We start from the raw sequence: 26,184 nt of genomic DNA, 5'->3' as shown, positions 1-26,184 counted from the left end.
TCGAGTCACCCGATGACTAAACATTCAAATCATTTTTTTACTCCTGTAAAATTGCTTCGCCGCCGTATGTCACCCCGCGAAGGATAGCTTTGGCTTTTTGAACAGCTGCTTCGGGCAGCGGAGCATAGTTTACTTTGGCCGCCTGACCTTGAGCCTCTTCGCCAACCATCCAATCCAGAAATTCAACGGTTGCCAACGCCTGCGCTTTAGAGCGATCATCGTATGCCTGATCCTTATACAGAATAATCCAGGTAAATCCGCTGATTGGGTACGAAGCCGGATCGGACGAGTTGGTCAACATCACCCGGGTGTCGGCTGGTATTTCGCCTTGTGCTGCTGCACTAATACTTTCAATGCTTGGCACGATATACGCACCGCTACTGTTTTGAACTTTGGCGGTTTGTATTTTTTGAGCAAAAGCAAATTCAGAACCGATGTAGCCGATAGCACCTTCGGTTTGACTAATCGTTCCGGCAACGCCCGGATTACCTTTAGCGCCCATTCCAACCGGCCATTTCAGCGATTTACCGGTTCCTACAGCATCGGCCCATTTTTGACTGACCTTGCTCATGTAGTCGCTAAAAATATGAGTTGTTCCACTACCGTCAGAGCGGTGTACAAAGGTGATTTCCATATCCGGAAGATTCGCATCCGGGTTGTTTGTCTTTAGGGCCGGATCGTTCCAGTTGGTAAGCTCGCCCATAAATATTTTCTCCAGCAATTGGTCTGAAAGCCTCAGCTCGTCTACTCCGGGCAGGTTATAGGCAATAACTACCGCACCAATACAGGTTGGGATGTGAACCACCTCGCCCGGCATATCCGCTAATTTGTCATCGCTTAAGTAAGCGTCGGTGGCACCAAAGTCAACCACTTTATCTTTCAAGCTGCGGATGCCACCGCCTGAGCCAATACCGCCATAGGTGACCAACACATCGGTTGCCTTCGTGTAATTTTTGAATGTCAGGTTATAATATGGTAATGGGAAAGTCGCTCCAGCAGCTGTCAAACTCACGTTTTCGCCACCCGACTCATTGGTTTTCTTGTTTGAATTTTGGCATGCACTAAGCAGGGCAAGTGCCAAGACAAAGGATAAAATTACTTTCATGATAAAATCATTTATAGATTAAAATTTGATCTCACAATTCAGGAATAGTGAAGCACTAAAGTCCTTGCTGTCATCGGCCGGACTCCATCCCTGGAAGTTGGGAGCCAGTTTCACACCCTTTACCGGTGTAAATTCCAGTCCTGCCAAAAACAGCTGACCATCTTTTGACCTGTTCCAATCGCTGGATGAACCAGCCAAAGCGTTTGAGAAAAGCTTATCGTAACGAGCAAAAACCTTGATTTTTGATGAGGCATTCCAGGTTCCATAAAAAGAGGTTCCGCTTAAATCGTGATCTTCTTTGAATCCGGCATTATACTGCTGGTTATATTCCGCTCCAAGCGAGAAATCGTCTGCTTTGTAGCCAACAAAGGTGGCTAGAGATGACTGCGTGTTTTCTTTTGAAATAAAGTCGTAGTAAACTCGTCCGGTAAGCTTTTTCACCGGATGAATGGTTACACCGAAACCCGTCCGAAACGTGCTGTCGGCTTGTACTTTTTTGTAGCCTTCACCGTTCGACATAATCACATCTGCGCTAACAAAATCGGAGAACTTGTAAGCCAGGCTAACTCCCAGATCCGCGCTGGCGTTGTATTTATGTTCATCCTGAAGTGATTTATATAGATAGCGGTAGCCCCAGGCACTTTCCTGCACCTTAAACTGAGTCGTTGCAATCATTCCGAAGTTAGCTGTGAAATTTCCGGTATGATACTTCAGGTAAGCATTTTTCACATAAGCAGCCATCTTCAGACCACCTACACCTGGATCGGCCACATCAAAAATGACAGTTCCCGACAACTCGTTGCTAAACTGATGCTGATACCCCAAATACACCCGGGTTAGCTCAAAGGCAGAAGCCGATTCACCGTCCGAAAACGTGCTGTGATAATTACTAAAAATCCGCATAACTGGTTTTCCAGTTGGTTTAAATTCATCTGCTGTTTGGGCTTGGCCCAAGGCAATCATGCCCAGCATGACCATTACTAATACGCCAATACGTTTCATATACTTATGATTGATAAAAAATTTAATCTTCCTTGACAGAATTCACTGGCAAATGAAGATCTAAAACATTACAAGCCCATTAATAAAAGATTACAATTCGATTAAATTAACGAGTAAGGTTTCATAACGTGTCCTCCGAAACACGTTTATCTAACTGAATAACTACAAATTACAATTTGCTGCAAAAAGATTACAAATCAAACTTTTTTCGACCATCGGATTACAAAGACTGAAAATCCCCATCCCCTTCAAGCCTTTCATTAAGGACGCTCTGCGCTACACAGAAACACACAAGCTGCAGATACAGCAAGCTCCATCATTCAAAAATAATAAAAGTAATAGAAGTACTTTTCATCCATCTTTTATAAAAAAGGACAAAAAAGTATTTTATCAGGCAGCAGATTCTGTTTTGCAATCGTACCCTTTAGTAGAAGCGATTCGAAAATTTGCGCGCAAAACTTTTTTCGATCGAACTAGCAATTCAGTATTAACGCATTAAAAATCGAATCATGAAAACAAAAGACATCCATTTAAAAAGCAAATCACCAATAGTGGTTTTAATCGTTCTCTTTCTCTTCAGCGGACTATTCGCCTGTAGTGATGACAACAATGACAATACCGATATGGAATCAACTCAAAAGATTTCTTATGCCGGAACTTTCGTCAAATCCTCTGACAACGTCACAACATCAGCAACGGGAACCGCAAAGGGAACGTTCGATCCCATAACGCAAAAACTAACCTACACCATCAGCTGGTCAGGTTTGGGATCCAATGCCGTCAACATGCATTTCCACAACGACGGACCTGTTATTGTTGAAATTACAGGCTTTGCAAATGCAACGGCGGGGACCGTTTCAGGAACCGCGACGTTGACAAATCAACAAGTCAATGATTTAGCTGCCGGAAAGATTTACGCTCAAATCCACACGCAGGACTATCCTGCCGGAGAGGTTCTGGCTACATTGACCAAAGACAATTCTGGCTCAAATAATTCCGGAGGCGGAAGTGGGTATTAACCGAAAAAAGGCAAGCAAATGCAACCTGATAATTTAGACAAATGAAGAACCCAATTCTTATATGCTTAGTTGGGCTGGTCGCTCTTTTCGGTAGCTGTGAGAATACAGCACCGGAAATAGTTCCAGAGGATCCGGATCCAATGGACTGTGTTCCTCAATATCCAGAAATGGATATCACCTACACGAACTACGTCAAAGAAATTATGACTCAATACTGTGTTGAGTGTCATCATCAAGGCAATTCACAAGGACCTGGAGATTTTAGCACTTACAATGGTGTTAGCCAATACTTGGGCTCGTTCAATGCACGCGTGCTTTCTAGCAATGCAGATATGCCTCAAGGCAATGCCCCCCTGCCTCAGTCGATCAGGGATTCGCTCACTGTCTGGATTGCCAATTGCGCACCTGTCAACGAATAGAAAAGACAACTGTGATGAAAACAGCACTTATCGCTTTCCTAATCCTTTTAGTTACGCTGTCAGCCCATGCACAGCTATGGCTATCAGACAAGGTGAGCTTAAGCTTTTTCTCAGAAGCTCCTTTAGAAAACATCTATGCAATCAGTCACCAAGGAGTTTCAGCTATTGATATGGACAATCAATCTGTCTACTTCAAGGTTGCTATCCGAACCTTTGAGTTTGAGAGGCCATTGATGCAAGAACATTTCAATGTGAAGTACCTGGAAAGCGATCAGTATCCATATGCCGAATTTAAGGGTAGCATCCAACAACCTGTTGATTGGAAACAGAAAGGCATTGCTACAGTTGTTGCCCATGGCCAACTAACAATCCACAATGTAACTAAAAGTTATACCGTTCAGGCTCAACTGCAAACCGATGGAAAAATCCTGACAGCAAAAGCCACCTTTCCTGTTCGTCTTAAGGATCATCACATCCGCATTCCCCGCTTGGTAATCAAGAATATTGCAGAAGAAGTAGAAGTAACCGTTTCAGCACGCTACCAATTATCACTTAATTAATGCGATACGATGAAGAAAATAGAACAACCGCCATGACAACATGTATTTTGGAATTAAGCTCAATGCTGCCTTGTTCATTTTTCAAAACAGCATTGGCTTCTCTCTTTCAATCAACTAGTTACTGACATCCAAAATTGATAAACGAAACCATTTTGTATTATGAAGCGACTCTTCACACTTCTTTTATCCTTTTCACTAATCATTTTAGCCCAGGGGCAGGACTTAGCCCAACTTTTTCCCAATTCGGACAAAGATCAAGCTTCGTTACCGGTTCTTGGAACCTTCAATTCATCCCGAATCATCAATGCTCAGTCGAATGAAACGGTCCATAAAAATGACTTACTCTTTGTGGTGATGCACCGCTTTGGAGATATTGCCGGAAGTTCCGGAGGGATTCAAACTTTTTATGGGCTGGACAACTCCACTGATATTTTGATTGGTTTTGATTATGGCATATCCGATCGCTGGAGTATTGGGATCGGAAGAGCGAAGGGCTCTCCCAATAGTATCAGCACCGGTCAAAGAGAGCTGGTCTACCTAAACTCAAAATTCCGAATCGTTCGTCAAAGTACAGACAACCGCATTCCTCTTTCTGTTAGTTTTTTTGGAAACAGTGTCATCTCGACCATGGAAAAATCAACTATCGCTACTTCTGATGCAGCCTTTCATTCACTTGGAGACCGAATGAGTTACCTGGCTCAACTTATCGTTACCCGAAAATTCAATTATGGTCTCTCATTAGCCATCCTTCCTACCTATATTCGACGCAACTATGTGTCTTATATGGATGAAAACAATCTCTTTGCCCTTGGTCTTGGAACACGTGTAAAAATAAGTCCGGGCATAGCCATCATAGCCGATTACTTTATTCCTTTCAGAGGTCAAAACAGTAAAGACTATTTTCTGGAACAGAAAGATTTTCAATTCCACCATCCTTTGGGGCTTGGCCTTGAAATTGAGACCGGAGGGCACGTATTTAACGCTATTTTTACCAATTCAGCAGCGATTCTCGAAAACCAATTTATTCCTGCCACAAGCAGTTCATGGGGAAGTGGAGAGTTCCGATGGGGATTTACAATTACCCGAACATTCTCACTGGCGAAGAACGAACCATAACGAACTACAAACGATGACTTTACTCTTTAATCAACGTGATCAATTAAAAATAATGTCTTAAATTACACCATATGCGCCTATGACCAAAGCAAGAAGAGTTACTACTGGTATTAATTAGTCATTCTTTCCATGGAAGAACAAGAGTTACAGGAGTTGATCGTTGGTTGCAAAAAACAAGACCGGCAGAGTCAGAAGTTATTGTACCAAAAGCTTTACGGGTTTGCTATGAAAATTTGCCTGCGCTATGCCAATAACTACCAGGAAGCTACCGAAGTTTTAAATGATGGCTTTTTCAAAGCACTAACAAACATTGAGAAATATGACGAGAACCGACCTTTCACAACTTGGTTGAGTAAAATCATTTACCATGCTTCCATCGACTATTACCGGGCCAATCTAAAATGGACACGAATCGAGAAGCTGGAACAATCAGACGATCTTCCAAACGAGGCAACAGCTGAACGTAAACTTCGCTACGAAGACTTGCTGGCCATGGTCCAACGGCTTCCACCAACTTACCGGATGGTATTTAACTTATATGCCATTGATGGCTACTCGCATGATGAAATTGCTGAACTCATTGGAATCAGCGCCAGCACCTCCCGCTCAAACCTATACAAAGCCAGACAAAAGCTACAACAAATGCTCGCTCATCCTCAATCCATTGTTGTTTTTTTACTTTGGAAGAGCACGATAGCCTCAACGATACAATTCCTAAACCACCCGGGTTTTCATTCCAAATCGCACGAATCATGAAACCGAAGGACCTTGAAAATATCGATAAATTGTTTCGGGAAGGCTTAAACCCTGAATTTGATCCGGTTTCATTTAACTCCGATGACTGGCAAAAACTTGAAGTGCGTATCAAAAAGCATTCACTGCGAAAAAGCATTGTGTTTTGGCTTAAACCACTTGGCAGTATAGCTGCATTGCTTTTACTAGCTCTTAGCATTTGGGTGCTATGGCCCGCCCAGCAACAACAGGTAGCAGAACAGTTAAAGCAGGAAGAAACACCTGCGGAAGAAGAAAAGATACCTAGTCCACCTGCCACAGAGCGAGAATTGATCGATTCACTCATCCAACCCGGCATAAACTATCCTGATTTAGCATCCCGCACTGAATCTGAGGTGCAAGAAGATCGCCAATCCACCAAAACACAAGGGTCAACAGAGCCAACAGATACCAGCGAGCTTATTTCTTATTCAGAACTTATCCAACGTGAAAGTATATCCGGAAAACTCCCAGAGGCAGAGCGTCCAAAAACAAGTAAGCTAGAATCACTCAATAAGAATAGAGAAGCACCCCTCATCAGGCAAGCTACAGATAGCCCCCTTCATCTTGAGTCCGGTCCTAAAAACAGGCAACTTGCCTTAAGTGTCCTGGTGGCTCCTGCTTACAATGGCATTGACAACTTGAATGATGGAAGCTTTGGAGGCGACATCGGTCTGCTCCTAAGCTGGCACTTAACTCCACGATGGCAAATTAGCACAGGTGCCGTTTATGCCAAAAAAGTATACGAAACCGGCCTTAACAATTATAAGGTTGAAACCACCTATGCCACTCAAATGGTAAATGCCGACTGTCGGGTACTGGATATTCCTTTCAACATCCAATATGCCATCCTCACCAAAGGAAAAACAACCGTTAGCCTGGGAACTGGAATTTCATCCTATCTTATGCTCAAAGAAGACTACTATTTTGAAAACAGTAACGGCTATGGTCAAAACACAGAGGACGTCCACCTTGTAAACGAGAATCAACATTGGCTAAGCGTGCTTAACCTGCAAATGAGCGTACAGCAACAACTAAGTTCGAGAATGAGTGTCAACGTGCAACCATTCCTGAAAATTACGACACAAGATATCGGGTATGCTGAAGTTCGCTTACAGTCCTTTGGCATGGCTCTTAGCGCCAGCTGGACCCTCTAAACGATAACATACAAAAGTCCATTCACCTGACTGTGAACAGACTTTCAATATAATCACAAAAACATTCTGCTTTAAACGACTAGCTTAATCCTGCAAAAAATAATCAACCGTAGAAACCACACGCACAATTTTAATGTGCGGACTGTTTTGATCACGATCGTTGATGGTAAACAAGCCTTGGCGGGCATTTTTGATTTTTCCCACTTTGGAATTCGAATCTTTAGCAAATTTTTCGGCCACTTCGCGAGCGTTCATCGTGGCTTCCTCAATCATCGACGGTTTGATTTCATTCAACTTGGTGTAGATAAACTCAATGGGGCGCCAGGTATTTTTCGAACCAATCAAAATACCTTTAGAAATAAGAGATAAGGATTCGGCCAGCGCTGTTTGCAGCTTGTCGATGTTGCCGGTACGCACAGTAAACTCTGTTTTTACAATATACCGAAATTGGCGGTTTTGCATATTACCACCGTACATTTGTGCCCGAGCATCATCGATGTTGGTAGATCCCATACTCAACTCATCCTCAACAAAGCCCTGCTTGAGGAAGAACTCCTGTACCTGCTGCTTTTGCTGTTCAATATCGGTTTTTAGCAACTTTAAGTCGTTCCCGGTAAGGGTAATCTGAATGGGCCATACCGCCAAGTCAGCTTTCACTTCCCGCTCCGAAAGCCCTTTCACCTCCACATGGCGGTTGTACTTAATTCCATTTTGATGCATATTGCCCACAAAGTAACCTGCAATGACGAGTGCCACTGAAACAAGCACTGCTTTTAACCATCCTGTATTTTCCATTTTTATATGTTTAAAGTATTTATGCTATTGAAGAACAATTAGCAGACGTCTTCAACGGTTCCTTTTTGCTTCTTCAATTTTACGAAATAGTTCTACTACAAACAATGAGCCAAGCTAGTTCTAAAATCATTTCTCAAGCCTATTCAAAAAACCAAAACTATTTATAGATTTGCCTGTTTTTTTATCCAAGTAAAACAGTAGGATTAGGAACACACCCCAGTTAATTCGTGCTCCCCCCTTTTAACAAACTCAATTTACAAGTCATTATGATCTTTCGAAATGTTCTTCTTTCTATTTGCATCCTGCTGGCAGGAAACGCAATTGCTTCAAACGTTAGCGGCCGGGTTATTGACCATGAGGCCAAAGAGCCCATGGAATATGCCAGTGTGGCTTTGTATCAATCCGCTAGCCGGGAGCTGGTGGCCGGAGGAATCACCGATGTATCCGGCAAGTTCGCTTTCTCTAAAATTGAATCTGGAAGCTATTTCCTGCAGATTCAGTTTATGGGTTATGAAAAGAAACAATCTGAAGTGTTCGAAATAAGTACTGGAAAGCCAGTCCAGTTGGGAGATATTGCCCTGACTCCAGCCAAAGTTCTAGTCGATGAGATAGCGGTAACCGGTACCAAAATACAAGCGTTTAACAAGCTCGATAAGCAACTGTATAAAGCCGATCAGTTTGAGTCTGCTCAAGGCGGTTCGGCCATCGATGTACTCAAAAATATGCCCTCCGTTTCAGTCAATGGGTTGGGTGAAATTTCCATGCGTGGCTCCTCCGGCTTTCTGCTCTTGGTTAATGGCAAACCGGTATTGGCTGATCCGCAAAGCATGTTAAGTCAACTGCCGGCCAACACCATCGAAAACGTCGAACTGATCACCTCTCCGTCAGCTAAATACGATCCGGATGGTAAGGGCGGAATCATCAACATCACCACCAAACAAGGAAGCAGCGACCATACCGGCTTTAGTGTCAACCTTAAAGGAGGCCTGCCCAGCACCACTACCTTTGGCAACGAAGATCAACCTGTTCGTTATGCGGCCGATGCCAGTTTCAGCTACCAAAAGGATAAGTGGGACATCACCCTTAGCGGAAATTACGCCCGCGACGATCTGGCCGGCTTTCGCGACGGCTATGTCCGGATTACCAATCCGGAGAATGGCACTATCAATCATTTTCCGAGTGCCGGAGAACGCAGTTTTTACCGCTACAACTACATGGGGCGGGCATCTGTTAGCTATGCTGCCGACGAAAACAATGTGATCTCACTGGGCGTGTACAGCGGCAAACGCTACCAGGAACGCGATGCCAACATCTTTTACAAGAACTCGCAAACCGATTTGCAGGATAACTTCATCTACCATTTCAACTACTACAACCCCAACAAGCAGATCAAGCAAGGAACGTTTACCCTGGGGAACCTGGACTACACCCACACTTTTGCCAATCAGTCCGACCTGACGCTTTCGGGTTTGTATGAATACGATGATTTGTATGGCAACACCCACAACTACAACCTGAGCAGACCGGGAGGCGAGGTGTTGCAATACGTCCAGAATCCGTACGAGAAACCCATTAAAGGCTACCGCCTGAAAGCCGACTACCGCCTGCCCGTGGCCAGTGGCATGCTAGAAACCGGTTACCAGTTTCGCAACGACCGGCAAGATGGGGTATTCGACTACCTGGTAACTCCCTTTGATCCGAACCAACCCGGGCTGGATCAATTTAGCGGAACAGCCGTTTCAAAAAACCGGATCAATTCGGCCTACGTCCAGTATTCAGCACAAAGAGACCGTTTGGAATATTCAGCGGGCTTGCGTTACGAGTATTCAAGCCGTACCGTTGTTTTATCGACCGATCCCAACCCACATAAGCTGAAATTGTCTAACCTGTTTCCCTCGGTCAGTGCGCTTTATGCATTAGATAACGACTGGAAAGTGAAAGGAGCTTACAGCCGTCGGATTCAGCGATCGTCCAACAACCAGCTCAACCCAATTCCGGAGCGTGAGCACTCCGAAACCCTGGAAATTGGTGATCCTGACCTGCGTCCGGAGCTGATCAATTCCTTCGAGCTGGGGCTGATTAAAACCTTTGACAAAGGCTCCCTGTTTACCACAGCCTATTACCGCTCAAGCAAGGATCCGGTGCAACGGGTTAACAGCGTATATGCCGACACCATCCTGAACCGGGTGTATACCAATGTTGAAAAAGCAACTGCATTGGGCCTTGAACTGGGTGTAAATGTGCAGCCCGTCAGTTGGTGGAATTTTTACCTGGGAACCACGGTTTACAAGCAAAAATACGAAGGTGACCTGGTCATTCTGGGTGAGCCGGTTCGGATTGATCCGAAAGACGACTGGGTGTATTCCATCAATGCAAACACCAACTTTACGCTGGCTCCCACCTGGAGCCTGGATGCCAATGTGAATTACCTTTCGGTGCGCCCAACAGCACAAGGCGAAGATTCCCGTTTTTTAAGCCCCAACCTCAGCCTGAAAAAGAGTTTATTCAACAACCGGATGACCGCCAGCGTGCAATGGCAAAACATTGACCTGGGCATGCATGAAAGCAACCGACAGCGCATCACTACCTGGGGCAAAGACTTCTATACCACCACCAATTACATTTATGAAACAGATATGATTTTGGTGAACCTCAGCTTCAACCTGAACAAGAAAAACATCAACAGCAAACTCCCCAAAAGTGAGTTTGGCGAAAAAGAGTTTTAGCAGTTGTTTCAATGAAAGCCTACCCACCTACCCCTCGTTTCCGCAATTGCTCAAACGAGGGGTGGAGTTGCTACATTTGATTGGACGGTAGGTTAAGTATTATTTTATTCACCTACATTATGAGTCCTATGAGAAAGAAGTTTGACAAAGAATTTAATAAAAAAGCCATAGAGCTATCCTATGCGAGAGGGAATGCCAGCGAGATTGCAGATGAACTGGGAATCGACCGAGCATTACTTTATCGGTGGCGTAAGGAATTTAGTCAATATAAAGACAATAGTTTTCCAGGTTACGGGAATCCAAAGATGACGGATTTGGAGCGAGAAAATGCCCGCTTACAGAAAGAGCTTCGAGAAGCCAGAATGGAACGCGATATCCTAAAAAAGGCAATCAGCATCTTCTCCGTGAACGATGGGAAATCTACCAATTTATAAGCGATCACCGCAACCGGTTTTCTACCCGGATGATGTGTAAAGTATTCAAAATAAGCAAAAGCGGTTATTACCACTGGCTTCAGAACGGAGAGTCAAACCGTTGGAATGAAAACCAAAAGTTATTGGTCGAAATTAAACGGATTTTTCAGGATAGTGGTCAAAGCTATGGAAGCCCGCGTATGAGCGAAGAACTCCGCGCCTTAGGACACAAGGTGTCACGTTCTCGCACGGCCCGAATTATGAACGCTGCAGGACTGCAAGCCAAGCGGAAACGAAAGTTCAAAGCGACAACCGACTCCAGACACAACTATCCGATCGCTCCCAACCTGTTAAACCAGAACTTTTCGGTTTCTGCCCCTGCCAAAGTTTGGGTTTCCGATATTACCTATATCAGAACCAACAAAGGCTGGATGTACTTGACTGTCATTATTGATTTGTTTGATCGTAAAGTGATTGGCTGGGCCATGAGCAAGGGCTTGAGCGCTGAAGAAACATGTATCCCAGCATGGAGAATGGCCGTAAAGAATCGTCCGATTACGAATGAACTAATCTTTCATTCAGACCGTGGTATCCAGTATGCCTGCAATGCTTTCACCAATCTTTTGGAACGCGAGCAGCTGGTTGTCCGCAGTATGAGTCGTAAAGGTAACTGCTGGGACAATGCAGTAGCCGAAAGCTTCTTTAAAACGATAAAAGTGGAGTTGGTCTATCAACGGAGCTTTCTCGATCAGGAACAAGCCCAATTATCCTTGTTTCGGTGGATCGAAACCTGGTACAACAAACGAAGAAGGCATTCGGCTTTAGGGTACAAAACAATAAACGAATTTGAACAACTAAATAATAATCAAAGAATAGCAGCGTAACTCTTAACTAGCCGTACAGTTTTTTGTTGCATATCCACTCAGCGGGTGACTGCGAGTCACCCGCTGAGTAAAAACACAATCGCGCGGCAGCGATGGAAAAATAGTTTCAGCAATTGCTGCATCAACAGTCCGGGGAAAGGCCCCCTGCTGCAATAAGGCTTTGCTGAAGGCCTTTAAAAGAGGAAGCCCGGAGATAAATCTTCGGGCTTCTTCTTTTATGCTATGCTGTTCGACCTATAGATCGAAGGCTGCTTTGATGGTATCGACATAGTCGAGTTTTTCCCAGGTAAACAGTTCCACTTCCTTTTCAACCTTACCAAAATAAGGAGAATCAAATGTTTTGGTAACCGCAGCAGGCGTACGTCCCATGTGTCCGTAAGCAGCTGTTTCTCTGTAAATCGGGTTACGAAGTTTCAGGCGCTCTTCGATGGCTGCCGGGCGCAGGTCGAAAATCTCCTGTACCTTTTTCGCAATTTGTCCGTCATCCAGCTTCACGTTGGCTTTTCCGTAGGTATCGATAAACAAACCTACCGGCTGAGCCACACCAATTGCGTAAGCCAGCTGAACCAACACCTCATCGGTCACGCCAGCTGCCACCAGGTTTTTGGCAATGTGACGGGCTGCATAAGCGGCCGAACGGTCTACTTTGGAAGGGTCTTTCCCGGAGAAAGCACCACCACCGTGAGCTCCTTTTCCACCATAGGTGTCCACAATAATTTTACGGCCGGTCAAGCCGGTATCGCCATGAGGTCCACCAATCACAAACTTTCCGGTTGGGTTTACATGGTAGATAATATCGCTGCCAAACAAAGCTTTCACGCGCTCAGGAAGTTGAGCAATCACCCGTGGCATTAAAATCGTAATGACATCTTCCTTGATTTTTGCCAACATGGGCTCATCGGCATCAAACTCATCGTGCTGCGTTGAAACCACAATGGTATCAACACGTTTCGGGCTATGATCGTCGTTGTATTCAATGGTTACCTGCGACTTGGAATCCGGACGCAAGTAGGTCATTTCCTTTCCTTCGCGACGAATAACCGCCAGTTCCATCAAAATACGGTGCGATAATTCAAGAGGAAGCGGCATGTAGTCATCGGTTTCCTTGCTGGCATAACCAAACATCATTCCTTGGTCGCCGGCGCCCTGATCCATTTTATCGGTTTTATCCACCCCGCGGTTGATGTCGGGACTTTGTTCATGAATCGCCGTCAATACGCCGCAGGAGTCCCCATCGAAACGGTAAGCAGCTTTGGTATAGCCAATCTCATTAATCACCTTACGGGCAGCTTCCTGCACATCTACATAGGTTTTCGATTTTACCTCGCCGGCCAATACCACCTGTCCGGTTGTTACCAGAGTTTCAATCGCCACTTTAGAGTTGGGGTCAAAAGCCAGAAACTCATCCAGCAAGGCATCTGAAATCTGATCAGAAACTTTATCCGGATGCCCCTCGGATACTGATTCGCTTGTAAATAAATAACTCATATCGAAGTGTATTAAATGAACAACTTTGCCTGACACAAACTCATTGCGTCGGCTTAAAATCAGCGGTAAAAAAGGAGATTGAAGGAAATTGAAAAGTTAAAGCCGATTGCTTTAGCATTTTTTTTATGTGGTTGCAATCAATCTCAAATTTATCCACAATGATGGGCACAAATGTACAATCTTTTTTTGGGATACAAAATAATCAGAATCAGAGCATCAGCAAAAAGTTCAACGAAGCAGTTGATGGCCTAAAACGAAAGGAAAAACTAATTATTCAAGAAGTAACCGGTTAGCCTAAAAACCTTATTATAAGGTTACTTCCTTCAGCAAACTCATTTTCCGGCCGGGGAGATTAATCCCCCGAGACCACTGCTTCGAAATTATCGATCGTCGCATTGTAATAGATTTTCCCAACAGGCTTGGGTTGATCAACTGTATCCTTGTTAGACCCTTGATCTAAACTCACGACAACCTCAAAGTCAGGAAAAACACTGCTGACGCTATCCGGAATGTGGGTATTGATTGAAATTTTTTTGGCAGAGAAGCCAGGCTTCGAAAAAACGACCGTGTATGCTTTATTCAATTGAAAATCTATCCGAAACTGGTTGTTATCAATCACGCTTGTGTTACCAGATGGCTCAGTCCCATCATAAATCGTCATTTCTGAATGGCTTAACGTATCGCCAACGGTCTTCATTTTTCCGACAACTGTAAAATGCCCCTCCCGTGTTGGAGCAACCTCCGAGGTATTTTCAATATTCTTGTCTTTTCCCCTTTTGTCGGGTGTTGAACAATGAATCAGGCAAACTAAACCCGCCAGAATAAGCGGAAACGCAATTCGTGTAGGCATTTTCATGTCCATAAGGATTAGATGTGGTTCATTAATTAGCTTGCAATCTAGTTAATTAAATGTTTAATACCATGGATCTTCACACGTAATTGAAATCGTAAATTACAGGACGATCACGCCTTCAATTTGTCCAACCTTCTCGGTTACCTCTACAATCTCATCCGCATTTTGCATGGTCGCCACACAAGTAATGGCCACATGCGTAAGGTTGGAAGTATGCTTGTAGGAAATTTTGCCATGCTCAGGCAACAAGGCCTTAATTTGCTCCACATTGCCATCTTTGTTTGGGGTAATGAACTTAAACATGTATTCCAACGGCCAGGTTTCGCTCTCCATCAACTGGTACCGCAAATTTTTATATTTATCTCTCTCCATAATAATCTCCTTCATAAGGTGCAACGCATCTGCTGCGCTTTTTGTTTGTCCCTTCGAACCTGAATAGCTGCCAGTCCCCGGCTTCAACATAAGCTTCCGGGAGGAATCACATCTCGCGGCAACCTTTTATTGCCTAAAACGTTAGCTACTTAAAAGCAACAAATTTAACGGCAAACTGACAGGTGAAATCCAAGCTTCGGGAAATTCACCAAAGAAAATCTAAAAAATGGAAAAAATGAAAGCCATAGCCTATAAAAGATACGGACGACCAGAAGTGCTGGAACTCGTAGAGGTAGAAAAGCCAAGCCCGAAAGCCCATGAGGTGCTGGTAAAAATACAGGCCACCACGGTAACAACCACCGAGTGCTACTTCCGCCAAGGCAAACCACTCACGACCCGGCTGTTTACCGGACTTGTGAAACCCAAAATCAACCGGCTGGGAGAAGAGCTGGCGGGTGAAATTGAAGCAGTAGGCCAAGATGTCCAACGTTTTAAAAAGGGCGACCTGGTATTTGGAACGGCAGGGCCTGAATTTGGGGCCAATGCGGAATACATTTGTCTCCCCGAGGACGGGGTCCTGGCCCCAAAACCGGCCGGGATTAGTCCTGAAAAAGCCGCCGCCAGTGTGGATGGCTTTTTAACGGCTCTGCCGTTTCTCCGCGATACTGGCAAAATCAAACAAGGCCAACGCGTGCTGATTTACGGGGCTTCCGGCAGTGTTGGTTCTTCGGCCGTTCAGTTGGCCAAATACTTCGGCACTGAAGTAACGGCTGTTTGCAGCAGCACCAATATTGAGTTGGTTAAATCGCTTGGAGCAGATAAGGCAATTGACTATTCCGTAGAAGATTTTACGCAAAACGGGGAAACCTACGATATCATACTGGATGCAGTTGGGAAAATCCGCTTTCCCCAAGTTAAGAAAGTACTGACTCCGAACGGTGTCTTTCTGGAAGTAGCTATTGGTCTGAGTGTTCTTCCAAACGTACTATGGACTTCGCTCATTGGAAAACAAAAAGTAAAAATAGCTGCCACAGGCTTAAGACCACCTAAAGAAAGAGCTAAAGACCTGCTTCTGCTGAAAGAACTGCTGGAAACCGGCCAAGTAAAACCAGTCATTGACCGGACCTACGCGCTGGAACAAATTGCTCAGGCGCACACCTATGTCGACCAAGGGCATAAAAAAGGCAATGTAGCCATTGTTGTTTAACCCAAAGCCCGGCAAGCCTCCCCCGCTGCTATACTTGCTTTCGCCCCCAATTGTGTGGAAGAAATAAAAGCTCTTCAGGAATTCATCCTTCACAAAAACTTTGTAAACTTACTGTGCCAAATATTTAATCAAACACCATGCAAACTTCCCTTTCACGATTTCTGCAACCCCTGGTTTTCGTATGCCTTTTCATTTCCGGCTCAGCCCAGCAAATTTCTTGGCCCACGCCAAACCGCGAATCAAAACCATGGACACGTTGGTGGTGGATGGGCAACGCGGTTGACCAGGAAAACATCACACGCGAGTTGCAGGAAATGGCCCATGCAGGAATTGGTGGGGTTGAAATAACCCCCATCTACGGGGTGAAAGGGGAAGAACATCGGTTTATTGAATTCCTTTCCCCCGAATTTTCAGACCTAATTCGCTACACCGTCAACCAAGCCCACGGGTTAGGAATGGGTGTTGACCTTCCTCCCGGAAGTGGCTGGCGCTGCGGAGGTCCGTTTGTTCCCGAAAAAAAGGGCTTGTGGTCGTTGGAAATACAGCGAACCGAACTGCGTGAAGGTGAAAAGTGGCAAGCTCCAAACAAGCTATCCGGTCAGATAGCTGCCGCGTCCTTTGTCAATTCCAACGGAGAAACAACGGTACTGAATGCTGCCGGGCAATTTACCGCACCTCAAAACGGCACCGTTTACATGGCGCTACGCCAGAAAAACAAAGACAAAGTAAAACGTCCTTCGCAGGGTGGTGAAGGTTGGGCAATTGATACTTTTGACCAAACAATTTCGAACTGGTATTTCAATGAATTCTGGAAAAAACTGGGGATTGACGAAGGTTTGCTTCGTTGCTTCTTTCACGATTCGTTTGAATATACCGGTGACTTTACCCCCTACTTCACTAAGGAATTCCGCAAAAGAAGAGGTTACGACCTGGCGCAATACCTGCACGTGCTAACCGACGACTATCCCGACAAAGAGCTGGTTGCCCGTGTCAAATCAGATTATCGGCAAACACTGTCCGACTTGGTGCTGGAATCCTTTATCCAACCCATGACCGACTGGGCCAACAGCCATGAAAGTATGAACCGCAACCAGGCTCACGGTTCGCCCGGAAACATACTGGATTTGTATGCTGCCTGCGACATTCCCGAAACAGAGATTTTCAAAACAATTGAGCCGGGTACGGTTCGTATTTTTGTCAATAAATTTGCGTCTTCGGCCGCCCATGTTACCGGTCAGAAGCTGGTTTCAGCAGAAAGCTTCACCTGGCTTAATGAGCACTGGACAGTCAGTACTTCAGACATGGTGCGGGCAACCAACCGACTTTTTCTGGCTGGCGTAAACCACCTGTTTTTTCACGGCACCTGCTATTCGCCGGCTGATGCCCCATGGCCCGGATGGTTATTCTATGCCTCTACCCAGGTGAACAACCGCAACCCTTTGTGGCGCGAACTGCCTGCCTTGTTTCAATACATCGAACGTTCTCAGAGCCTGCTTCAGCAAGCCAGTCCGCAAAATGACCTGCTGGTGTATTGGCCTTATTTTGACGTTACAGCCAGTGAAGGACGGCTTTTCAACAACCTGAACATTGATAAAGGTGATCAGGCCTCCTGGTTTAGCGACTTTCCACTGGCCAGGCTTTCCGAAAAACTGACCAGGGCCGGATACAGTTTCGACTACATTTCCGACAAGCAATTGCTTAACTGCGGGATTCAGGATGGTGAAATCGTTACGGAAGGCAAAGCCCGGTATAAAGCCGTGGTAGTTCCCAAAACGGCTTATATGCCTGTGGAAACCATGCAGCAACTGGTGCAGTTGGTGGCAAGTGGTGGAAAGGTATTTTTTGATGAAAGCTTGCCGAAAAGTGTTCCCGGCCTGGCCAACCTTCACGAGCGGGAGCAGCAATTGAGGAAACTGCAGTCAGCCCTTTCTCCCGAAAAAACAAGCGGGGAAGTGCTGCAATTGCTTACCGAGTCCGGTATTCGGGGAGAAGTTTCGCTGACTGAAAACGGATTTCATTATCGAAAAATGAAGCTAGGCCATGATGATTTGTATTGGATTGTCAATACTACCACTGATCAGAAAGATGCCTGGGTTAGCTTGAACGCTTATGCCCAATCCTATGCTTTTATGAATCCGATGAACGGCGAGATTACGCTCCCCGGACAAAAAGGAGATTCGGTCCGGATTCAACTCGAATCAGAGCAAGCCTTGTTTATCAGCTGTTCCAATAATAAGGCGAAGGCGCCGGATTATCGCTATGAAAATTCCGATCAGATGCCCCTTGAAGCCGGTTCGCTCTGGAAGGTTGAGTTTATTGAGGGCGGCCCCGTATTCCCCGGCAACCTGCAAACCGACGAACTGCTGTCGTGGACTAAAATGGGCGACATGGAAACCCGTCGCTTTGCCGGAACAGTGCGCTACACCACCCAGTTTAACCGCTACCAAACTGAGAAAGAGGCTTTGCTGGACTTGGGACTTGTGAAAGATTGTGCCCGGGTAATCCTTAACGGGAAAGACTTTGGAACTTTGCTGGGCCCCGTATACAAGGTGAAAGTAGACAACCTGATGCCCGGGAAAAACACCCTGCAGGTTGAAGTGACCAACGTGGCTGCAAACCGTATCCGCGATCTGGATTGCCGGGAAATTATCTGGCGTAAGTTTCATGACATCAACTTCGTAGATATTCACTATCAACCATTTGATGCGTCTAATTGGAAAATTAAAGATGCAGGCTTACTTGGCCCGGTTATACTGAGAGCGTTTTAAAAGTCCAGGAATCTCATCTTCTAAATCCACCTTCGACAGCGCCAACCACTAGCTAATCTAAAAGGCAAAAACAAACAGTTCGCCTCGCTTAGCTTCCGCTTCCCTATTTAGAATTTAAAGGACCTTATCCTACTACTATTATCACACAATAATTAGTTATATTAGCCTGCTCAAAGATTATCACTTCTATCTGGATGAGAATCTAACTTAATGATAAAAACGAATAATACGCGGTTACTTTTTCTGGTTATCTTTTTCCTTTCATTTAACGCCGGACTAGCTAAAAACACCGATGGGGAAAGCCTTGATCTGCTATTGGCGAATACTTCAGGAGATTCAGCCAAAGCAGAACTTCTGAAAAAGCTGGCGCAGTCTTCCTTGGAGAAGAATAAATCAGTTTACTATTATACTTCAGCACTGGAGTTTGAGAAAGATTCATTCCAAAGAGCTCACTTATTAGACCGGATCGGCCTTTTCAACTGGCAGCTTGGAAACTTCCAGGAAGCCATCAACCACTTCAACCAAGCCTACACCCTCTTTTCGCAACTAAACGACAGTTTGTGGCTAGGCAAGGTACACAACAACATTGCAGTGGTTAATTGGGGCTTGGGAAACACCATTGATGCCCTCAGCAATTATCAAAAAGCACTCGCCATCCGCGAAGCCATTAAAGATACTGCCGGCGTATCGAAAGTAATGAATAACATTGGCCTGGTTTATCAGGATTGGGGTTTGTATGACAAAGCCTATGAACTTCACTACAAGGCCTTGAAAATGGCTACTGAAATAAGAGCCATGAGTTCCATTGCTTATTCGTATGCCAATATTGGCAATTGCTATGAGAATACGAATGAATTGGGAAAGGCGCTTAAAAGCTATCACCAAGCCATTGATATACTCACAGAAAAAGATGGAGGCATCCCCTCCTATTCGTTTGTCTCGGTGAACATTGCAAGTGTTTACAGCAAAATGAATCAGCTGGATTCAGCCCAATACCACTACCGTCAGGCCGTGCAATACGGAATACACATGAATAACCTCAACCGGATTGCTATTGCAGAGCATCATCTGGGGCACAACTACCTACGTCTCAATCAGCTGGATTCAGCTCGCTACTACACTCAAAAAAGTCTGAAACTGTCGGAAGAAAAAAATTATGCTGGCGTAATCCGTGATAACCTGTTTGTTTTATCGAAAATGGCTGAGAAAGAAGGTCGGACTACATCAGCGCTAGACTATTACAAACAGGCAGCAACATTGAAAGACAGTCTGTTTAATGCCGAAAAACTAACGAAATTCAACGATTTACAAATCAAATACTTTACTGAGCAACAGGAAAAGGAAAACCAGATTTTAAGAACCAACAACGAGCTACAACAAATAACCATTCGCCAACAAAAAATGGTCAGCTACATTTTGATTACCGGTGGGGTGCTTATCTTGCTGGTTTTAGCGATTGTAGCCAGAAGTCGCATTTCATTGAAACGATTAAGTGTTAAGCTTGAAAAATCAGAAATGGAACTTCGCAAAGCCAATGCCGATAAAGACAAGTTTTTCACCATCATTGCCCACGACCTGAAAAGTCCGTTTAATGGGTTCCTCGGAACCACCGATCTGCTGGTCTCCAATTTCGATGAGCTCCCCACAGGCACCATCAAAAAGTTCCTACATGCCATGAAGGATTCGACGTCAAATCTTTATGCCCTGTTAGAAAGCCTGCTGCAATGGGCACAAGTTCAAACGGCAACCATGCAGTACCGGTTTGAGAAAGTTGACGTGCATCAAATTGCAATGAGCGTGACCGATCTGCTGGAGACCAATGCCAACCAAAAAAACATCACCCTGACACGTAAAATACAGGAGGACACTCTAGCCTATGCCGATGAAAAATCAGTAGCAAGTATTCTGAGAAACCTGGTTTCCAATGCGATTAAATACACCAATCCGGAAGGAACGGTACTGGTAGAAACGATAAGAAACGAACACAACATTGAAATTTCGGTTACCGACAACGGCATCGGAATGAGTAAAAAGACCAGCGACAAACTATTCGATATTAGCCAAATGGTGTCGCAACAAGGAACAGAAAACGAACAAGGAACAGGCTTGGGACTGATTCTGACCAAAGAGTTTGTTGAAAAAAACAAGGGGAGAATATGGCTTAAAAGCGAACCTGGCAAAGGCACTAAATTCACCTTTACCTTGCCGGCATTCGATGAACAGAAAAGTAAACCACCCCAATAATCAGGGTACAAGACTTCCAACTATACCTCCCATTACAACCCATTTTCAACAAAATAGAACAAGCTTATTATCTTTGCAGACCAATCCAAGAAATGGACATGAATAAAGAATCAAAAAACACATCAAAGCACACCCGCACATTCTTGCATATTTTTTCGGCAGCGGTTCTATTGCTACTTGCAGCATGCAGTACTCCCAAAAATCAGCTTACCGGATCGTGGACGCAACCAATTCCCGGGCAGGAAACAAAAATGCAAGGATTCAAGCTGGATGCTGACGGAAAAGCTTCATCAATCAACATGAGCACCTTGCAGTACGAAAGCTGGAGCAGTAAAGGCAAGCAGCTTATGCTCACAGGCAAAAGTATTGGCAATGGTCAAACGATTGATTTTACTGATACGCTTCTTATTCAGAAAAAAACAGCCGACTCGCTGATCATCAAACGGGGCAATCTGGAATTGGCCTATGGACGTCAGCGCTAAATTTCACAGCTAATTGTTCAACTCAGGCCATGAGCAGGAAATCGGTGCCTGGCTGATAATGCCTGTTTTTCAGGTAACTCTCAATTTGGTCGCGTGCACCATGATTACCCACCATCGATAGGATAAATTGACGGCCGGGCTCAGGAATATCGACATACGAACGACAGAGTCTCTCTGCTGTTTTATTTGCGTTCAAATCGTAGTAGCCTCTAATCGTCACCCCCTGTTCTTCAAGCAATCGAGCTCGCTGTCGCGATTTCCGTCCGGCTCCCCACACCCATATTTCGAGCTGCGGATGTGTTCGTAAAAACCACCGGGCAAAATAGTACGCTTTGGTTTTGTAGAATGCGTGAGGACTGTATCGCTCATCGGTTCGGGTGAGGCGGGTTTCTGAGTCATGCCACTCGTGCAGCAATTCAGGAAGTTGGTAAAACAGAACACCAGCATCAAGCCAGCGCAGAAACAGCTCATAATCTTCCGGAAAATCACCCTCCCGGTAGGCTCCATATTGCCCAACCAACTCCGCACGAAACATCACGGTAGGTTGAATAATCGGGATTTCAACCAAGCGGTTCTGAAATATTTCATCGGAGGTATGAAACGAGTTGACCCATTTCACAAATCGCTCCAGCCCTTTTGATGGCAGTGGCGACACATGCTTTACCCGGCTGCCCACCAGCCCAAACTGCGGGTGTTGCTGCAAAAAACGGAATTGCTTTTCCAGTCGTTCGGGCAGCGACACATCATCGGCATCCATCCGGGCAATGAACTTACCGCGAGCCTCCTGCATGCCACGGTTCATAGCAAACACCACCCCCTGCTCTTTTTCGTGAAATACTTTAATACGGGAATCCGTAAGCGCCATCTGGCGAGCGATTTCAACACTTCTATCCATCGAATTGTTATCCACCAGCAACAGCTCAAAATCAGTAAACGTTTGACTCAAGATGGATTTGACAGCCCGTTCGAGAGTATTTTCGGCTTGATAAAAAGGAAGGACAACAGAAACAATACTTCGATTCATAAGAAAAAGCTAACTACAGCGTTCGGGTAAGTTCACGGAAAACATGCTCCAGGCCAGCTTGCTTTTCATTCATCGTCAGAATAATCAGCCCCTGATTGACCGCAAAACGAAAAATGGCTGGACGCAAATCCCGATCATCCGAGGCCGTCAGTAGTACTACTTTTTCGGACAGGATTTGCAGCCCCTCAACTCCGGGTAAACTTCTCCAGCTCTCTTGATTAACGGCCGTGGAAAGCTCCACCAACACCTGCTGCCGACTCAACAGCTGCCCCGATCTAACCAGATCAACAGAACCATCGGTGATTAGTTTCCCCCGATTGATGATGATCACCCGATTGCAAATGGCCTCCACCTCCTGCATGATATGGGTGGAAAACAGGACGGTTTTCTCGCGGCTGATGGTACGAATGAGGTTCCGGATTTCATCCAGCTGATTGGGATCCAGCCCCGTGGTTGGCTCATCCAGAATCAACACCGATGGGTCGTGAATCAAGGCTTGTGCCAAGCCCACCCGTTGCCGGTACCCTTTCGATAACTCCCTTATCTTTTTGTGCTGCTCCAAGCCTAAACCAGTCATTTCAATAACATCAGCAATTTTTTGCTGTTTGTTTTGAAGCTGATAAAACCCAGAAGCAAAGTTCAGGAATTCTTTGACATACAAATCGGTGTACAAGGGGTTATGCTCGGGCAAGTAGCCGATGTTTTGCCGCAAGGAATAGTTTTCCGGCGTCATTTTCTCGCCATTCAACAGCACTTCACCCGAATCAGCGGCTAAATAGCCAGTCATAATTTTCATTAAGGTAGACTTTCCCGCACCATTAGGCCCCAAGAAACCAACCAATTCCCCTTCTTCAAACTGAAAACTCACCTCGTCCAGTGCTTTTTGCACCCCGTAAGCTTTAGATATCTTATCAACTTTTATCGGCATTGCATCAAACTTAGTTCTCTCAAAAGTAAGTGATTTCGGGCAAAACAGAAAGTTGATCAAATCACGATTAATTAAGTTTGGGCTAATACCTGACCGCTAAAAAATTCTTTTCTTTCAGCCATTCAAATTCGAGTTATCAAATAGGAAAAAAGGCTTATCTCGATAGCAATAATTCCATTGACACTCAACTAGAAAGCACTCTATCCAAATTCTTTTCATTGAGCGCAGGAATTTCGGCTTGGGGATTTTTTATTTCTTAACTTTAAATTAACTTTGTGGCGCTCAAAAAATGCATGGCTGAAGATGAAAGATCGGAATTTTAATTACATCAAGGATTTAACAAAATACCAACGTCAATCAACGTCAACCGTTCAGATTGGGAAAGTGCCAATGGGAAGTGAGTTTCCAATTCGCATCCAGTCGATGACGGACACGGACTCACGAGATACTGATGCAACTGTTGAACAGCTTATCCAGATCATAAAGGCTGGCGCCGACTATGTTCGGGTAACCGTTAAAGGAATCAACGATGCAGAGAACCTCAAAAACATAAAGAAAGAGCTGGTGGCCCGGGGTTATGAAACACCGCTGATTGCAGATATTCACTTTAACCCACGCCTGGCAGAAGTTGCCGCCAAATACATTTCTAAAATCCGAATCAACCCTGGAAACTTCTATGACAAACGTGCTCGTTTCGAGCACCACCTATACACAGACGCAGAATACAAGGCTGAGCTGAATAAGATTGAAGAACAGTTTATTCCTTTCCTCGAAGTCTTGAAAAAAACCAATACGGCCCTGCGCATCGGAGCCAATCAAGGTTCCTTGTCCGACCGGATCATGAGTCGTTTTGGCGATACGCCAGCGGGAATCTCAGAGTCGGTGATGGAATTTTTGCGTATCTGCAAGAAAGTCAATTACAACAATGTGGTCATCTCCATCAAGTCGAGCAACACCCGCATGATGGTTTACACCGTTCGACTTCTGAATAAAAAAATGCGCCTGGAAGATATGAAGTTTCCACTGCATTTGGGAGTAACCGAAGCCGGCGAAGGTGAAGATGCACGCATCAAGTCTGCCGTAGGAATCGGCGCACTTATGGTTGACGGTATTGGCGATACCATCCGAGTTTCGCTCACCGAATCGCCGGATGCTGAAATTCCGGTAGCACAAAAAATTATCAACCACGTGACGTCCTACCAGGGACACGAGCCAATAAAAGCGCCCCTTTTCGCTCAAACCAATCCGTTTGAATACGAACGACGTTCGGTTCGACCTGTTATGAATATGGGCGACAAACAAGTTCCGGTTGTACTGGCCGACCTGCGCGACCGTAGCATGGCCGAGATTTTACCACTGCGTGGAAAACAAATTCCGGAGTACTTCCTGAAGAATGACGAAGTTTTCGATCTGGAAGGCAACTCCTACCCGATACTCTCCATTGATGAATACCTGTTTGGCGGTTCGCATTGGGGACAAATGAAATTTATCCGAACCAACAAGCCGGAGTTCGATCGCTTCATGGCTGAAAACCCGGAGATCATTACCAAGCTGAAGCAAACACGGAAGACAGTTTTGATACTGGAAAGCTTCAACAAGAACCCTTTGGCCGAATTGCGCGCGTTTTTTATGAATCTGGAAACACACATCTGGAAGGTGCCGGTCATCATTTACCGCAAATACAATGAGCGTAGTCTGGATGATCTTCAAATCAAAGCTTCTGTCGATTTGGGCGGTTTATTGCTCGATGGCTATGGCGATGGTTTATGCATCACTAATAATGGGGACAACATCACCTTTTCAGACCTGAAAAATCTGAGCTTCTCAGTTCTACAGGCTAGCCGTATGCGGGTAACCAAAACCGAGTTTATCTCGTGCCCCGGCTGTGGTCGCACACTTTTCGACCTGCATGAAACCACGAAAAACATCAAGGCGCATTTCAAGCATCTGAGCCACCTTAAAATTGGAGTGATGGGCTGCGTGGTGAATGGTCCCGGCGAAATGGGTGATGTGGATTATGGCTTTGTTGGAGCTGGTCCGGGCAAGGTGAACCTCTATAAAGGGCAAACGCTTAAGAAACGTCATATCCCCTTTGAAAACGCCGTTTATGAGCTTGAAACGCTCATCAGGGATAGTGGGGACTGGAATGATCCTGAAGACAACTAATTCCGTCCAAAAAGCGCATGCAGGCTTTGCTTCATGGTAAAGTGAACGGCATGCATCCCTGCCTTTTGAGCACCAAGGGTATTCTCTTTCGAATCGTCGATAAACAAAGTTTCCTGAGGATTTAAACCGGCATCATTCAGTACGGTCTGAAACGATTCCAGGCTTGGCTTGCGGTGATTGAGCACATGAGAATAGTAATCATTCACAAACAAGTTCGAAATTGGAAAGCCAAATCGTTGCTGAAACATGGCCTGAAAATGATTCAGATGAATGTTGTTAGTATTGGAAAAGAGATAGAGTTTATAAGTCGTCTTCAACTCATGAAGCAAGCTAATCCGATCCTCTGAAAAGTCAATAATCATAGCGCACCACGCCTTATCAATCGCTTCATCAGTTGCAGGCTCCGGCAGTAGTTCCCGAATGCCATCACGAAACTGCTCATCCGTAAGCAGCCCTTTCTCCATGTTCAGAAAAACTTCGTGCTGGTAGCCCCATCCCCCTGAGTCGATTGCATTGATCAATCCCAACGACTCAAACGCGTTGATGGAGCGCTGCGAGTCGATATCCAGCAACACACCACCTAAATCAAAAATAATATTGCTTACATCTTGAGGAATCTTTTTCATGACGGCAAAATTAAGGATTGTTTGTCGAACAGGAAATAGCCAGTCCCGCTTTCTCCCGA

At 45.1% G+C, this 26,184-nt stretch carries 22 protein-coding genes; 13 read left to right on the top strand and 9 right to left on the bottom strand.

What is annotated here, in order from left to right:
• Positions 1-37: 37 nt before the first annotated feature.
• Entirely contained in the window at positions 38-1,105 is a 1,068-nt protein-coding gene (gene pstS / locus ACUNWA_RS10400) for a phosphate ABC transporter substrate-binding protein PstS (protein ID WP_445591842.1), read from the bottom strand.
• 18 nt (positions 1,106-1,123) lie between these two features.
• Positions 1,124-2,107 (bottom strand): hypothetical protein, encoded by a 984-nt coding sequence (locus tag ACUNWA_RS10395; RefSeq protein WP_445591841.1) that lies wholly within the window; start codon positions 2,105-2,107, stop codon positions 1,124-1,126.
• 509 nt (positions 2,108-2,616) lie between these two features.
• Here ACUNWA_RS10395 and ACUNWA_RS10390 point away from each other — a divergent pair.
• The 6 genes from ACUNWA_RS10390 to ACUNWA_RS10365 all read left to right on the top strand — a co-directional run bounded on the left by ACUNWA_RS10390 (position 2,617) and on the right by ACUNWA_RS10365 (position 7,149).
• A complete protein-coding gene (locus tag ACUNWA_RS10390; protein ID WP_445591840.1) occupies positions 2,617-3,126 on the top strand; it encodes a CHRD domain-containing protein in 510 nt (169 codons plus the stop codon).
• Positions 3,127-3,167: 41 nt separating this feature from the next.
• On the top strand, positions 3,168-3,545 hold the full coding sequence (locus tag ACUNWA_RS10385) for a hypothetical protein (protein ID WP_445591839.1): 378 nt from the start codon (positions 3,168-3,170) through the stop codon (positions 3,543-3,545).
• A 14-nt stretch (positions 3,546-3,559) separates the two neighbouring features.
• Complete coding sequence (locus tag ACUNWA_RS10380; RefSeq protein WP_445591838.1) at positions 3,560-4,105, top strand: YceI family protein; 546 nt, start codon at positions 3,560-3,562, stop codon at positions 4,103-4,105.
• Between the two features lie 159 nt (positions 4,106-4,264).
• Positions 4,265-5,221 carry a DUF5777 family beta-barrel protein gene (locus tag ACUNWA_RS10375; protein WP_445591837.1) on the top strand — a complete coding sequence of 319 codons (957 nt, stop codon included), beginning with the start codon at positions 4,265-4,267 and terminating at the stop codon, positions 5,219-5,221.
• Between the two features lie 129 nt (positions 5,222-5,350).
• Positions 5,351-5,977 (top strand): RNA polymerase sigma factor, encoded by a 627-nt coding sequence (locus tag ACUNWA_RS10370; protein ID WP_445591836.1) that lies wholly within the window; start codon positions 5,351-5,353, stop codon positions 5,975-5,977.
• Complete coding sequence (locus tag ACUNWA_RS10365; protein ID WP_445591835.1) at positions 5,974-7,149, top strand: hypothetical protein; 1,176 nt, start codon at positions 5,974-5,976, stop codon at positions 7,147-7,149. Before ACUNWA_RS10370 ends, ACUNWA_RS10365 begins: the two co-directional genes overlap by 4 nt.
• Before the next feature lie 84 nt (positions 7,150-7,233).
• On the opposite strand, the gene ACUNWA_RS10360 is transcribed toward ACUNWA_RS10365, so the two are convergent.
• Positions 7,234-7,944, bottom strand: coding sequence for an SIMPL domain-containing protein (locus tag ACUNWA_RS10360; protein WP_445591834.1), 711 nt, complete (start codon positions 7,942-7,944; stop codon positions 7,234-7,236).
• 266 nt (positions 7,945-8,210) lie between these two features.
• On the opposite strand from ACUNWA_RS10360, the gene ACUNWA_RS10355 reads away from it, so the two are divergent.
• Both ACUNWA_RS10355 and ACUNWA_RS10350 read left to right on the top strand, forming a co-directional pair.
• Positions 8,211-10,670, top strand: coding sequence for a TonB-dependent receptor domain-containing protein (locus tag ACUNWA_RS10355; RefSeq protein ID WP_445591833.1), 2,460 nt, complete (start codon positions 8,211-8,213; stop codon positions 10,668-10,670).
• 119 nt (positions 10,671-10,789) lie between these two features.
• A protein-coding gene (locus tag ACUNWA_RS10350; RefSeq protein WP_445591832.1) for an IS3 family transposase occupies positions 10,790-11,967 on the top strand; the annotation gives its coding sequence in 2 pieces (ribosomal slippage) (positions 10,790-11,048 and positions 11,048-11,967; 1,179 coding nt in all).
• 234 nt (positions 11,968-12,201) lie between these two features.
• Here ACUNWA_RS10350 and metK read toward each other — a convergent pair.
• The 3 genes from metK to ACUNWA_RS10335 all read right to left on the bottom strand — a co-directional run bounded on the left by metK (position 12,202) and on the right by ACUNWA_RS10335 (position 14,680).
• Positions 12,202-13,455: a methionine adenosyltransferase gene (metK, locus tag ACUNWA_RS10345; protein ID WP_445591831.1), complete on the bottom strand. Its 1,254-nt coding sequence runs from the start codon at positions 13,453-13,455 to the stop codon at positions 12,202-12,204.
• 352 nt (positions 13,456-13,807) lie between these two features.
• A complete protein-coding gene (locus ACUNWA_RS10340; RefSeq protein WP_445591830.1) occupies positions 13,808-14,311 on the bottom strand; it encodes a hypothetical protein in 504 nt (167 codons plus the stop codon).
• Positions 14,312-14,407: 96 nt separating this feature from the next.
• Positions 14,408-14,680 (bottom strand): DUF493 family protein, encoded by a 273-nt coding sequence (locus ACUNWA_RS10335; RefSeq protein ID WP_445591829.1) that lies wholly within the window; start codon positions 14,678-14,680, stop codon positions 14,408-14,410.
• 226 nt (positions 14,681-14,906) lie between these two features.
• Between ACUNWA_RS10335 and ACUNWA_RS10330 the strand changes: the two genes are divergently transcribed.
• From ACUNWA_RS10330 to ACUNWA_RS10315, 4 genes are all read left to right on the top strand, one after another.
• Positions 14,907-15,887 (top strand): NAD(P)-dependent alcohol dehydrogenase, encoded by a 981-nt coding sequence (locus ACUNWA_RS10330; protein WP_445591828.1) that lies wholly within the window; start codon positions 14,907-14,909, stop codon positions 15,885-15,887.
• 137 nt (positions 15,888-16,024) lie between these two features.
• Complete coding sequence (locus tag ACUNWA_RS10325) at positions 16,025-18,655, top strand: glycosyl hydrolase (protein ID WP_445591827.1); 2,631 nt, start codon at positions 16,025-16,027, stop codon at positions 18,653-18,655.
• A gap of 210 nt (positions 18,656-18,865) precedes the next feature.
• A complete protein-coding gene (locus ACUNWA_RS10320; RefSeq protein ID WP_445591826.1) occupies positions 18,866-20,899 on the top strand; it encodes a tetratricopeptide repeat-containing sensor histidine kinase in 2,034 nt (677 codons plus the stop codon).
• Positions 20,900-20,997: 98 nt separating this feature from the next.
• A complete protein-coding gene (locus tag ACUNWA_RS10315; RefSeq protein WP_445591825.1) occupies positions 20,998-21,381 on the top strand; it encodes a lipocalin family protein in 384 nt (127 codons plus the stop codon).
• Between the two features lie 22 nt (positions 21,382-21,403).
• On the opposite strand, the gene ACUNWA_RS10310 is transcribed toward ACUNWA_RS10315, so the two are convergent.
• Positions 21,404-22,405, bottom strand: a complete 1,002-nt coding sequence (locus ACUNWA_RS10310) for a glycosyltransferase family 2 protein (protein WP_445591824.1) — start codon at positions 22,403-22,405, stop codon at positions 21,404-21,406.
• Positions 22,406-22,418: 13 nt separating this feature from the next.
• Positions 22,419-23,333: a gliding motility-associated ABC transporter ATP-binding subunit GldA gene (gene gldA, locus ACUNWA_RS10305; RefSeq protein ID WP_445591823.1), complete on the bottom strand. Its 915-nt coding sequence runs from the start codon at positions 23,331-23,333 to the stop codon at positions 22,419-22,421.
• Between the two features lie 303 nt (positions 23,334-23,636).
• Between gldA and ispG the strand changes: the two genes are divergently transcribed.
• Complete coding sequence (gene ispG, locus ACUNWA_RS10300; protein WP_445591822.1) at positions 23,637-25,499, top strand: (E)-4-hydroxy-3-methylbut-2-enyl-diphosphate synthase; 1,863 nt, start codon at positions 23,637-23,639, stop codon at positions 25,497-25,499.
• Here ispG and ACUNWA_RS10295 read toward each other — a convergent pair.
• Complete coding sequence (locus ACUNWA_RS10295) at positions 25,496-26,125, bottom strand: HAD family hydrolase (protein WP_445591821.1); 630 nt, start codon at positions 26,123-26,125, stop codon at positions 25,496-25,498. The two genes, ispG and ACUNWA_RS10295, sit on opposite strands and share 4 nt — an antisense overlap.
• Positions 26,126-26,184: the final 59 nt, after the last annotated feature.

Source organism: Sunxiuqinia sp. sy24 (assembly GCF_052677165.1).
This window is presented reverse-complemented; position numbering and strand designations above follow the sequence as displayed.